Origin of the sequence: Pseudomonas sp. TNT2022 ID1044, from assembly GCF_028656895.1 — a bacterium.
GTDB lineage: Bacteria > Pseudomonadota > Gammaproteobacteria > Pseudomonadales > Pseudomonadaceae > Aquipseudomonas > Aquipseudomonas reinekei.
This window is the reverse complement of the sequence record NZ_JAMDHB010000022.1, coordinates 373,618-385,934: the sequence shown is the minus strand read 5'-3', so window position 1 is coordinate 385,934 and position 12,317 is coordinate 373,618. Positions and strand designations below refer to the sequence as shown.

Below are 12,317 nucleotides of genomic sequence, written 5' to 3'. Positions count from 1 at the left end.
GGGGAGACTGGCGGATCACGCCAGCGCGGCCCAGGTACGTTCGTAAAACAAAGCCCACGGCACGCCGTGGGCTTTATTGGCAGTCAGTCAGGCAACGCCTTACTGAGGCTTGGCTTCAGTTTTTGGTTTGCCGAAGTGCCACTCGTAAACCACAAATTTGAAGTCTTTCAGGTCGCCTTTCTCGTCGAAGCTCAGGTCGCCGGTTGGCGTCTTGAAGGTGCCTTTGTGGATGGCTTCAGCCACTTTGGCGGTGTCTTCGGACTTGGCAGCCTTGATACCTTCGGCGATCACTTCCACAGCCGAGTAGGCCGGGAACACGAACGGACCGCTCGGGTCTTCTTTCTTCGCTTTGAACGCGTCAGCCAGGGCAATGTTGGCTGGATCCTGGTCGAAGGATTTCGGCAGGGTCACCAGCAGGCCTTCGGAGGCGTCTTTGGCGATCTGCGAAATGGAGTCGTTACCCACGCCTTCCGGCCCCATGAACTTGGCTTTCAGGCCTTTTTCCTGGGATTGACGCAGGATCAGGCCCAGTTCCGGGTGGTAGCCGCCGTAGTAAACGAAATCGACGTTGGCTTGCTTGAGCTTGGCGATCATCGAGGAGAAGTCTTTGTCGCCGGCGTTGACGCCTTCGAACACGGCGACTTTCACGCCTTTCTTCTCGAGAGTGGTTTTGACCGCCGAGGCGATGCCTTCACCGTATTGCTGTTTGTCGTGCAGGACAGCAACGATTTTCGGTTTGACGAAGTCGGCGATGTAGTTACCGGCGGCAGGGCCCTGGGCGCTGTCCAGACCGATGGTACGGAAGACCATTTTGTAACCACGGGCGGTGATGTCCGGGCTGGTGGCAGCCGGGGTGATCATGATCACGCCTTCGTCTTCGTAGATGTCCGAAGCCGGTTGGGTGGAGCTGGAGCACAGGTGACCCACCACGAACTTGACGCCGTCGTTGACGACTTTGTTCGCTACGGCCACGGCTTGTTTTGGATCACAGGCGTCATCGTATTCGACGGCTTCGAGTTTCTTGCCGTCTACGCCGCCTTTGGCGTTGATTTGTTCGATGGCCATTTTGGCGCCACTGAACTGCATGTCGCCGTATTGGGCTACAGGACCGGTTTTAGGGCCGGCGATGCCGATCTTGATGGTGTCAGCTGCGAACGAATGGCTGGCAACCCCGGCCAGAACCATAGCGGCAAACAGTTTGGAAATCTGCTTAGTAGCCTTAGTCATAGTGCTCCACTCTTACTGTTGTAGTTTTTATAGTCCTGGCGCCGTTGGCAGCAGAACCGGGTCAGATATCTACGACATCCCCCGGAAATGCCCCTCGGCAACTGTACCGGTACAGTGTAGAGCGCCGATTGTCAGCCTGGGAAGCTGGCGCCAGGGGGCAAAACTTGGGGGTGTCGCTATTTTGAAAGAAAAAGACAGAATTGCGGCGGGGCTTTGAAGGGCTTATAGCCAGATTCCGTGCATTCCTTGGCATTCCTGCTCTTTTCGTTCGGTGACACAAATTGCATCTGGGTTTTTCTGCCAGACCACCGACGTTATCATTGCGTCGATTTCTTTTCCGGACCGGACCCATGACTGAAGAACCTAGCACCCTCTATGCCAAACTGCTTGGTGAAACCGCATCTATTACCTGGAAGGAACTGGAGCCGTTCTTTGCCAAGGGTGCCCTATTGTGGGTCGATCCGAGCCTGGATTTGATCGCCGCCGCCGAGGCTGTAGCGACGGACGAAGGCGAGAAAGTGGCTGCCTGGCTGGCCGAAGACAAGGTCGCCAAGCTGTCTGAAACGCGGGCGCTGGATCTTTTCGAACGTGACCCGCAGCTGTGGGCCGTGGTGGTTTCGCCGTGGATTATGATCCAGGAAAGAGCGCAGCCTTGAAGGGTTGCACCTTGTTGGTGCGACGCGTGCCCGGCGGAAAGTGTGTAGCCGAGTAGCGTGATGGCACGTTGCCGTAGAGAAAGGCCACAGCCTCACGGTGACGTAAACGTAACGGGAACAGTTGAGAGAGCAGCCTGAGGGCTGCTTAATTGTTTCTGGATGTTGGAGAGGGTGAAATCTTCAGTGGATTTCAGGGGCCCATCATCGCTGGCACCCATCTCTCACCAATCCGGAGCGTACGCCACGAATCTGTGGGAGCTGGCTTGCCAGCGATTGGGGCAACCCGGTTCTGGATCAGACCGAGAACGTCTTGCCCGTATGGTTATTCAACGAAATAACCTTGGTCTTGCCGATTCGGTGACGGTAGATCTCGCGCAGGTATTTGATCGATTTTTTCACGCAATCGCGGGACAGGCGGATATCGTTGATCGATACGAACTTGTCCTTGTCGTTGATCAGCTCGCGGTACTTCTTCTCGTACATCGGTTTGATCGCGTACCAGTTGGTATCGAGGATCTTCGCCGGGTTCTCGAATTCGTTGAGCAGGTCGTCGATGCGGTCTTCGTCAAAGTGTTCATTGATGATGAAGTCGAGGATCGAGTTGTCCAGCGTCTCGTCGAAGCGGTACGGGTTTTTCGCGAAGCAACGTTTGATGAACGCCACGATCAGCGTCAGGAAGTCGTCCGACAGGCACGGGCTCTTGGCGATCAGGGTGGTCAGCGACAGGTTGGCCGAGGCGCCGATCACCAGGGCGTAGCGCTTGAGCGTGGTGTTCGGGAACAGGCTGTTGAGGTGCGTCTTCAACCGGTTCAGGTCCATGTACGACAGCTTGTAGTCCTTCGGCAGCGAGACGATCGAGACCACCGACGAGCAGTTCTTGAAAAAATGCAGGTCGTGCAGCGCGGCCGCGTCGTAGCCCGAATTCTTGTACTGCTCCAGCGATGCGCGATAGCGCTTGGATTCGATCGGCAGCAGGCTGATGCCTTCGATGGCCTGGGTGACCTTGTTGAAGTGCGGCAGGTCGATCGAGCGGAAGAACAGGTCGTCGATGTTCAGGCGCTGCGGCTCTTTCTCGAAGACCTTGAATTTGTCGCTGCTGGGCGGCGGGGTTTCCGGCACCACGGATTCGGCATAGGCAATGGCCACCGGGCCGGCCAGGCTCATGAACAGGTCATTGGCGTCCAGGCGAATGGTTTCGCCGATGTCGATGCCGGCGCGACGGAAATAGTTCTGGTCGTAGTCCGTCGTAACCGCCTGGGCCGTCAGAATGTTGAAGATCTGCTGCGAGATGTATTGGTTGGCGTGCTTTTCCATCGCATTGACATCAATGTTCTGGATGTTGCCGTCATCGTTTTCTTCGGCGTAACGCATGATGTCGTTGGAGATCAGCATCATGGCGTTCCATGGACGGATACGGCCCATGACGCTGGCTTCGCTGCTGTCTTCATTGGCGAAGTTGTAGGAGAAATCCCACTCTTCCGACAGGTATTTACACAGCAGGCGACCGGCGTTGATGTGCAGCGCTTCGGACATTTCGCTGCGGTGGTCGGAAATGTTCGGCAGTACGCAGATGCCGCTGGTGAAGATCGGCTCGAAGACGAATGAATGACCGCTTTTGCCGTCGTGTTCGTCCATCGGCTTGGTGTCGAACGTCTTGTTCATGTACGAGTGTTGCTGGGCCAGGCCGAATTCCGAGGCCATGCCCGAACCCGTACCGCCACCGGCGCTGAAAATCGAGAAATACAGGCGTGACTGGTTGGCCTTGATGCCACAGCTGTCGATCAGGTACGAGTGAATCATCTTCCAGTCTGGGCTGGAGAAACGCTGGGTGTCCTTGTTCAGGATGATCTTGGCCAGGTACTGGCCGAGGATCGGCGCGTTACCGGCACCACCGGCGTGGACTTCCGACAAGTCCATGATTTTCATTTTGCTGTAGTCGCGAAGGAAGCCGCTTTTTTCGCCCTTGCGCGAGAAGCGGATGCGACCGGCGATATCCTTGTCCAGGTCGCCGAGCATGACCAGCGGCTCCACCAGAAACACGGGTTTGGTGGCCTTGTTCGGCATCAGGCGCAGGTTGTTGCGAATCCACTGGGCCGGGCTGTAGCCTTTTTCGGCGTAGCGTTTGTCCGGCGACAGGCGATCTTCATTGTTGAATTCGTTGAGGTAGAACTTGCGGGCGTTGTACACCAGTTCCGCGACGTCCAGCGCAATGTTCGAACCGCAGCGGCCCAGGCCGATCAGGCACACCGACGGGAATTCCTGGTCGCTGTGGTGTTCGCTGTCGCCTTCCAGGTGTGGCGGGCGCGGGAACACCATGTCGCGCAGGCCGTCGAGGTTGTCGAGGATGCGGTCGGTGTTGGTTTCGGTGAAGTACAGGTATTGCTGGGTGGCCAGCGGGCGCGATGGCGTCAATGGCTTCGACGGTGCGGGGCTGTTCGCCGCCGGGCTCGGCGTCAGGTCGGAAATCGCGGTGGCCGGGTTATTTTTAGAAGTCATGGTTCGCCATGTACCTGGGCTGGTTGGTCGGGCGACATGCTGTCGTCGAACCGTCACGGAATAAGATCTCGCGTCTTTTATCAGCGCGTATTTGTCCCAAGCGTCAGTGCCATGGCCTGAACGTTTCTCGGGGGAATCCTTTCCTAAGTCATGATAAATCGGCCAGGATTTGGCGATCTTTAATCAAAAGGAGGCAAAATGATGTCAATGCTACCTTCGCTGGGTTTTGCTGGAATTGGCTTGATGGGGCTGCCGATGTGTCGGCGATTGCTCGCGGCGGGTTACCCGCTGACGGTGTGGAACCGTAATCCGGCCAAGTGCGCGCCGCTGGTCGAGGCCGGGGCGCGGCAGGTCGCGACCCCGGCCGAACTGTGCCAGCACGCCGATGTGGTGATGCTGTGTCTGGCGGACACGGCGGTGGTGCGCGAGGTGGTGTTTGGCCCAGCAGGCGTTGGCAAGGGGGCGAAAAGCGGCCAGTTGCTGGTGGACTTTTCCAGCCTGGAACCGACGGCCACGCGAGAAATGGCTGCCGAGCTTGTCAGCCAAACCGGCATGGGTTGGCTCGATGCGCCGGTGTCGGGCGGTGTAGTCGGTGCGGAGGCCGGCAGCCTGGCGATCATGGTCGGTGGCGATGGTGAGGCGCTCGAGCGGGTCAAACCGGTGTTGCTGAGCCTCGGTCAGCGCGTGACGCACATGGGGCCGGTCGGTGCCGGGCAGGTGACCAAGGCCTGCAATCAGATGATCGTGGCCTGCAATGCCCTGGTGATTGCCGAAGTGGTGGCCCTGGCAGAGCGCTCGGGGGTCGATGCGAGTTTGATCGCCGAAGCGCTGGCCGGTGGTTTTGCCGATTCAAAGCCGCTGCAGATCCTCGCGCCGCAAATGGCCGAAAGCCGATTCGAACCGGTGAAGTGGCACGTGCGGACGTTGCTCAAAGACCTGGACACCGCGGTGAAATTCTCCCGCGAGCAGGGTTCGGCTACCCCGGTCAGCGGTCTCGCCGCGCAACTGATGCGGCTGCATGGGGCGCAGGGGTATCTGGAAAAAGACCCGTCTACATTAGTGCAGATGTACCGTGAACCAGACTCAGCGTCGTAACGGAATAGGTGTTTTTTCGCTGGTTGATTTCTTTCAGCACCGGGTGCAACTCGGCGAGCGGCACCGGCCGGCTGAGCAGGTAACCCTGAACGTAGTCACAACCCTGGCTTTCAAGAAACTGGTACTGCTCGAAGGTTTCGACGCCCTCGGTGACCACATCCAGGTGCAGGGTGTGGGCCATGGCGATGATCGCCTGGACAATCTCCATGTCCTGGGTCGAATTCGGGATGTCCTGGATGAATGATCGGTCGATTTTCAGCGTGTTGAGCGGCAGGCGCTTGAGGTAGGCCAGGGACGAATAGCCGGTGCCGAAATCATCGATCGACAGTGACACGCCGAGGGCGCGAATCTGTCGCAGCAAGACCAGCGTATCGGCGATGTTGCCCATCAGCGCGTTCTCGGTCACTTCCAGTTCCAGCCGTTGTGGCGCGACCCCGGCATCCAGAAGCGCCTGTTCGATCTCGGTGGCCAGTTCTTCGCGCGCCAGGGTCAGGGGTGAACAATTCACCGCGATCCTGAGCGCCTCGCAACCCTGGCGCGACAGCTCGCCGAGGTCTTCACAGGCCTTGCGCAGCACCCAGTGGTCGAGTTCGGTGATCAGGCCGTTGGCTTCGGCGATGGTAATGAAGCGATCCGGGGCCAGGAAGCCGTGGGTCGGGTGTTGCCAGCGAATCAGCGCTTCGAGTTTGCTGACCTGGCCGGTTTTGAGATCGTAGATCGGTTGGTAGTAGAGCAACAGGCCGGCGTCTTCACGCAGGGCGTGGCGCAGTTCCTCTTCCAGTTGCAATTCGAGTGTGGCGCGGGCCTTGAGATTGGCGCTGAAAAAATTCAGGCCGTTGCGTCCGCTGCCCTTGGACTGATACAGCGCCAGGTCGGCGTTTTTCAGCAGCTCTTCACAGGTTTTGCCGTCTTCCGGAAAGACACTGATGCCGATGCTGGTGGTCATCACCATGCGCCGCCCGGCGAGCTCAATGGGCTCTTTCATTTTTTGCATGATGCGCTGGGCCATGTGCCGCGCTTCTTCACGATCATGCAGGTCGATGAGGATGCAGAACTCATCGCCACCGAAACGTGCCACGACATCTTCGTGGCTACGGATCGAGCCTCTGATGTGCCCGGCGAGGACCTTGAGCAGTTCATCGCCGGCATCGTGGCCAAGGCTGTCGTTGATCCGCTTGAAGTGGTCGATGTCGAGGAACAGCACCGCGAGCATGCCGCTCTCGCAGGTTTTCTGGCTGAGTTTTTCGGCGAAGAGCTGATTGAAGCCACGACGGTTGATCAGGTTGGTCAAGGGATCGTAGTGCGCCACTTGTTGCAGGGACATGCGCGCCTGGTCCAGTTGACTGAGCAGCGAGTTGACCCGTTGCAGATCGTTTTCCTTGTGCTGCAGCTTTTTGTCCGCCAGCGCCGCGCTGATGCTGCTGCCGATAATCAGCAGCGTCATGATGGCCACGGTCAGGCCCAGTTGCAGGTGGTTGTTTTCTCCGGGCTCGGTCAGGAGGCTGCCAGTGGGCAGCACCAGATTGAAGGCAGCCATGCCGGTGAAATGCATGCTGATGATGCCGGCCCCGAGCACCAGGCTGGCGCCGTACTTGAGCCATTGATGAAAAGCCCCTGTGCCATTGCGCAAGTAAGTCGACAGCAGCAGCGCCGCCAGACTGGCACCGATGGCGATCACGATCGAGAGGCCGAACAACAGCGGTTGATAGTAGGCCTGAGCTTGCGAACGCAGTGCCGACATGCCCACGTAATGCATGGCGGCGATGCCCAGGCCGATACCGATGGCGGCCCTGAAGCATTGCCACAAGCTCAGTTGCGCACGGCTGAGGGTGTGCATCGCCAGCCACGAAGCGAGTAGGGCGATCAGCAGGGAAACGAGGGTGATGGGCAAGTGGTAATGAATAGCGATCGGCGCCTGGAACGCCAGCATGCCGATGAAGTGCATGGCCCAGATTCCACCCGCGAGGCAGCCGGCGCCGACCCAGCGCCAGAGTCGCTGTGAGGCCTTCTTTTCTGCGTGAGCCACCCGCTCGGCCATGTCCAGCGTGGCAAAACTGCCGGCGCAGGCAACCAGATAAGCCAGTAGCACCAGAAAAGGGTCATGTATGCAGTTGAGTATGACCTGCCCACTCTCTGGCAGCTCGGTAATGAAATGCAAACCAAGCCACTCCATAGCATGCCCCGTCGTTGTCTTCCTGACCGGCGCAATCAACGCCAGCGAATGTCATGGAGTATAGAAGGCACCGCCGGAACGCAAGCCGTAGTGGCACATTGTCCTGCAATCCTTTTGGAATTATGGCTAGATCGTTTGGAAATAAAATGTTGCACGGGCCGCGGCCGATCCGATGGCCGGGTATCAGCTTTACGAATAATTACAGACAGCAGTGGGGCGCCTGACTAGATTGCAGGTTCCGGGCTCGGATGCACTGGCAGTGAAGCCCCCATAACAATAAATGAGACGGACCCATGCAGAACTCGACCCAAGCGGCGAATGCCTGGCGCATTCTGTTCCTGCTGTTCCTGGCCAACCTGTTCAACTTTTTCGACCGCACCATCCCGGCCATCATCATCGAACCGATCCGCATGGAATGGCACCTGAGTGACTTTCAACTGGGGATCATCGGCACCGCGTTCACCATCGTCTACGCCATCGCCGGCCTGCCCCTGGGCCGAATGGCCGACACCGGCTCGCGTGCCAAGCTGATGGGCTGGGGCCTGGCGGCATGGAGCGGGTTGACGGCGGTCAACGGCATGGTGGGCAGTTTCTGGAGTTTCCTGATCGTGCGCATGGGCATCGGCATCGGCGAAGCCAGTTACGCGCCCGCCGCAAACTCGCTGATCGGCGACTTGTTCCCGGCCCACCGTCGGGCGCGGGCCATGGGCATTTTCATGCTCGGCCTGCCCTTGGGCCTGCTGCTGGCGTTCTTCACCATTGGCGCGATGGTCAAGGCATTCGACAGCTGGCGCGCACCCTTCTTCATCGCCGCCGTACCGGGGCTGATCCTTGCGGTCTTCATGTTTTTCATCAAGGAGCCCAAGCGCGGCGCCGCTGAAAGCGTGCAGGTTTCGCAGGAGAAGGTTGACCGGCCGATTCGCCGGGTGCTGGCGGTGCCGACCTTCCTCTGGCTGGTCATGGCCGGGCTGTGCTTCAACTTCGCCACCTACGCCTGCAACTCGTTCCTGGTGCCTATGCTGCAGCGTTATTTTCTGATGCCGTTGCAGGAAGCGGCAGTGGCGACCGGGGTGATCGTCGGCGTGACCGGGTTGTTCGGCCTGACGCTGGGTGGCTGGGTCGCCGACAAGATTCATCAGCGGGTTGCCAATGGACGTCTACTGTTTGCGGCGTTCAGTCTGATCATCTCCACGGTCTGCACGGCTTGGGCGCTGCATTCGGGACGGATCGAGATCGGTGTGTTCGTGGCGGTATTCAGCGTGGGCTGGTTGTTTGCCTACAACTTCTACACCTGCGTGTACACGGCGATTCAGGACGTGGTCGAGCCACGCTTGCGCGCCACGGCCATGGCGCTGTTCTTTGCCGGTTTGTATTTGCTCGGCGGTGGATTGGGGCCGGTGGTGGTCGGTGCGTTGTCCGATCACTTCGCCCACACGGCGATGCTCGCGGCTGGCGCTGAGCAGATGACCGAAGCGTTCAAGGCTGTCGGCCTGCACGACGCGATGTACCTGATTCCGGTGGCGCTGTTCTTCACCATGGTGTTTCTGGTGCTGGCTTCGCGGTGTTTTGTGCGTGATGCCAAGCGGATGAAGGAAGGGTTGGTGGCAGTGGTTGGGCCTGAGGTTCCAGCGGCTGCGGCTATGTAGCCATCACGCAAAACCTGTAGGAGCCCACTCCAAAAAAGGCCCGCATCGCTGCGGGCCTTCTTTATTTAGCAGGGCAGAGCAGGGGATTTAACCCGCCACCAACACCCGGATCGCTTCCAGTCGCAGCGCAGCCTTGTCGAGCATGGCCAGGCCTTGCTCGCGTTGTTTGCGCAGGGCAACCAGTTCGCTGTCACGAACGGTCGGGTTGACCGCTTGCAAGGCGGTCAGGCGCGCCAGTTCTTCGTCGGTGTCGGCGGCCAGGCGACGCTGCGCCTCTGCCACACGCTCGGCGTGACGCGGGAAGATCTTGTCTTCGCCGGCATTGATCCGTGGTGTCAGCTGATCGCGCTGAGCCTGGATGAACTTGTTGGCGCTAGCGCGCGGAACGCTTTCCAGTTGATCGTTCAGGGTTTCGAATGACACCCGGGCCGACAGGTCGTTGCCATTGGCATCGAGCAGGCAGCGCAGCGCCGCCGGCGGCAGGTAACGGCCCAGTTGCAGCGAGCGCGGGGCAACCACTTCGCTGACGTAGAGCAGTTCCAGCAACACGGTGCCAGGTTTCAGCGCCTTGTTCTTGATCAACGCCACGGCGGTGTTGCCCATGGAGCCGGACAGCACCAGATCCATACCACCCTGGACCATCGGATGTTCCCAGGTGATGAACTGCATGTCTTCGCGAGACAGCGCCTGGTTACGGTCGTAAGTGATCGTCACCCCTTCGTCGTCGCCCAGCGGGAAGCTGGCGTCGAGCATTTTTTCGCTCGGCTTGAGGATCAGGGCGTTTTCCGAATGGTCCTCGCTGTCGATGCCAAAGGCGTCGAACAGGGTTTCCATGTAGATCGGCAGGGCGAACTGGTCGTCCTGTTCAAGAATATCTTCGACCAGTGCGTCGCCTTCGCCAGCGCCACCGGAGTTGAGCTCCAGCAAGCGGTCACGACCGGTGTGCAGTTCAGCCTCCAGGCGCTCACGCTCGGTGCGGGCCTCGTCGATCAGCGCTTGCCACTCGCCATCGTCGGCTTCTTCCAGCAACGGCAGCAGGCGCGGGCCGAACTGGTGCTGCAAGGCGTTGCCGGTCGGGCAGGTGTTGAGGAACGCGTTGAGCGCTTCGTGATACCACTGGAACAGGCGCTCTTGCGGGCTGGTTTCCAGGTACGGCACGTGCAGTTCGATGGTGTGCTTCTGGCCGATCCGGTCCAGACGACCGATACGTTGTTCCAGCAGATCCGGGTGGGACGGCAGGTCGAACAGCACCAGGTGGTGGGAGAACTGGAAGTTGCGACCTTCGCTGCCGATTTCCGAGCAGATCAGCACTTGCGCGCCAAATTCTTCATCGGCGAAGTAGGCCGCGGCGCGGTCACGCTCGAGGATGTTCATGCCCTCGTGGAACACCGTGGCCGGAATGCCGGAACGCACGCGCAGGGCATCTTCCAGGTCCATGGCGGTTTCGGCGTGGGCGCAGATCACCAGCACTTTGGTGCGCTTGAGCATTTTCAGCTGATCGATCAGCCACTCGACACGCGGGTCGAATTTCCACCAGCGCTCTTCTTCATTGGCGTCCGGCTGAGCCTGGAAGCTGACTTCCGGATACAGCTCGGCGTGATCGCCCAGCGGCAGTTCGAGGTATTCGTCCGGGCATGGCAGCGGGTACGGGTGCAGTTTGCGCTCCGGAAAACCTTGCACGGCGGCGCGGGTATTACGGAACAGCACGCGACCGGTGCCGTGACGGTCCAGCAGCTCACGCACCAGGCGGGCACTGGCTTCGGTGTCGCCATCGTTGACCGCAGTCAGCAGGGCCTCGCCTTCGTTGCCGAGGAAACCGTGGATGGTCTTGTGTGCTTCAGGCAACAGGCGACCCTTCTCCAGCAACTCCTGAACGGCTTCGGCCACCGGGCGATAGTTTTCGCTCTCGGCGCGGAAAGCGGCCAGATCATGGAAACGGTTCGGGTCGAGCAGGCGCAGTCGGGCGAAGTGGCTGTCCTGGCCGAGTTGTTCCGGGGTGGCGGTCAACAACAGCACGCCGGGAATGGTTTCAGCGAGTTGCTCGACCAGCGTGTATTCAGGGCTGGCCTGGTCTTCGTGCCACACCAGGTGATGCGCTTCGTCGACCACCAGCAAGTCCCAACCGGCCGCGAACAGCGCGTCCTGGGCCTTCTCGTCTTCCACCAGCCATTCCAGGGCCACCAGCGCGAGCTGAGTGTCTTCGAACGGGTTGGAGGCATCGCTTTCGATAAAGCGCTCTTCGTCGAACAGCGCAACCTGCAGGTTGAAACGGCGACGCATCTCCACCAGCCACTGGTGCTGGAGGTTTTCCGGAACCAGGATCAGCACGCGATTGGCGCGGCCCGAGAGCAGTTGGCGATGGATCACCAGGCCGGCTTCGATGGTTTTGCCCAGGCCTACTTCGTCGGCCAGCAAAACCCGCGGTGCAATGCGGTCGGCCACTTCGCGGGCGATGTGCAGTTGATGCGCGATCGGTTGCGCACGCACGCCACCCAGGCCCCACAGCGAGGACTGCAGCTGGCGGCTGGTGTGTTCGAGGGTGTGATAACGCAGGGCGAACCAGGCCAGCGGGTCGATCTGCCCGGCGAACAGACGGTCGCTGGCCAGGCGGAACTGGATGAAGTTCGACAGTTGGGTTTCTGGCAGGGTGACCACTTCGTTCTGCGCGTTGAGGCCGTGGTAGACCAACAGGCCATCGACGTCGTCGACTTCGCGAACGGTCAGTTTCCAGCCTTCGAAGTGAGTGATGGAGTCACCCGGCGAAAACCGTACACGGGTGAGGGGCGCATTCCTTAGCGCGTACTGGCGGGTGTCGCCAGTGGCCGGATAGAGCACGGTCAACAAGCGGCCGTCCTGTGCCAGAACGGTGCCCAAACCCAGCTCGGCTTCGCTGTCACTGATCCAGCGTTGCCCCGGTTGATACTGCTGCGCCATGCTGCCTGACTCCCACCTTGAAAAAGCGGGCTATCTTAACGGAATCAGCTCTGCAGACCAAAGGAATACCTGTGCAGGAGCTGCCTTGGG

General features: G+C 59.8%; 7 protein-coding genes. 3 read left to right on the top strand and 4 right to left on the bottom strand.

Features of this window, described 5'->3' with window-relative positions:
* Positions 1-99 precede the first annotated feature (99 nt).
* Positions 100-1,227 carry a branched-chain amino acid ABC transporter substrate-binding protein gene (locus M5G20_RS24200; protein ID WP_273921226.1) on the bottom strand — a complete coding sequence of 376 codons (1,128 nt, stop codon included), beginning with the start codon at positions 1,225-1,227 and terminating at the stop codon, positions 100-102.
* 350 nt (positions 1,228-1,577) lie between these two features.
* On the opposite strand from M5G20_RS24200, the gene M5G20_RS24195 reads away from it, so the two are divergent.
* Positions 1,578-1,883, top strand: coding sequence for a DUF2288 domain-containing protein (locus M5G20_RS24195; protein ID WP_075946841.1), 306 nt, complete (start codon positions 1,578-1,580; stop codon positions 1,881-1,883).
* A gap of 294 nt (positions 1,884-2,177) precedes the next feature.
* Here M5G20_RS24195 and M5G20_RS24190 read toward each other — a convergent pair whose 3' ends face one another.
* Complete coding sequence (locus M5G20_RS24190) at positions 2,178-4,379, bottom strand: hypothetical protein (protein ID WP_273921225.1); 2,202 nt, start codon at positions 4,377-4,379, stop codon at positions 2,178-2,180.
* A gap of 198 nt (positions 4,380-4,577) precedes the next feature.
* On the opposite strand from M5G20_RS24190, the gene M5G20_RS24185 reads away from it, so the two are divergent.
* Complete coding sequence (locus tag M5G20_RS24185) at positions 4,578-5,474, top strand: NAD(P)-dependent oxidoreductase (RefSeq protein WP_273921223.1); 897 nt, start codon at positions 4,578-4,580, stop codon at positions 5,472-5,474.
* Here the strand turns inward: M5G20_RS24185 and M5G20_RS24180 are convergent.
* On the bottom strand, positions 5,431-7,647 hold the full coding sequence (locus M5G20_RS24180) for a putative bifunctional diguanylate cyclase/phosphodiesterase (RefSeq protein ID WP_337994302.1): 2,217 nt from the start codon (positions 7,645-7,647) through the stop codon (positions 5,431-5,433). The genes M5G20_RS24185 and M5G20_RS24180 overlap by 44 nt on opposite strands.
* A gap of 293 nt (positions 7,648-7,940) precedes the next feature.
* Between M5G20_RS24180 and M5G20_RS24175 the strand changes: the two genes are divergently transcribed.
* Positions 7,941-9,293 (top strand): spinster family MFS transporter, encoded by a 1,353-nt coding sequence (locus M5G20_RS24175; RefSeq protein ID WP_273921219.1) that lies wholly within the window; start codon positions 7,941-7,943, stop codon positions 9,291-9,293.
* 87 nt (positions 9,294-9,380) lie between these two features.
* Here M5G20_RS24175 and rapA read toward each other — a convergent pair whose 3' ends face one another.
* Positions 9,381-12,227 (bottom strand): RNA polymerase-associated protein RapA, encoded by a 2,847-nt coding sequence (gene rapA / locus M5G20_RS24170; protein ID WP_273921218.1) that lies wholly within the window; start codon positions 12,225-12,227, stop codon positions 9,381-9,383.
* Positions 12,228-12,317: the final 90 nt, after the last annotated feature.

Excerpts from the sequence above, each read along its gene's own strand:
- M5G20_RS24200 (WP_273921226.1), bottom strand. The coding sequence starts at position 1,227 with ATGACTAAGGCTACTAAGCAGATTTCCAAACTGTTTGCCGCTATGGTT.
- M5G20_RS24195 (WP_075946841.1), top strand. The coding sequence starts at position 1,578 with ATGACTGAAGAACCTAGCACCCTCTATGCCAAACTGCTTGGTGAAACC.
- M5G20_RS24190 (WP_273921225.1), bottom strand. The coding sequence starts at position 4,379 with ATGACTTCTAAAAATAACCCGGCCACCGCGATTTCCGACCTGACGCCG.
- M5G20_RS24185 (WP_273921223.1), top strand. The coding sequence starts at position 4,578 with ATGATGTCAATGCTACCTTCGCTGGGTTTTGCTGGAATTGGCTTGATG.
- M5G20_RS24180 (WP_337994302.1), bottom strand. The coding sequence starts at position 7,647 with ATGGAGTGGCTTGGTTTGCATTTCATTACCGAGCTGCCAGAGAGTGGG.
- M5G20_RS24175 (WP_273921219.1), top strand. The coding sequence starts at position 7,941 with ATGCAGAACTCGACCCAAGCGGCGAATGCCTGGCGCATTCTGTTCCTG.
- rapA (WP_273921218.1), bottom strand. The coding sequence starts at position 12,227 with ATGGCGCAGCAGTATCAACCGGGGCAACGCTGGATCAGTGACAGCGAA.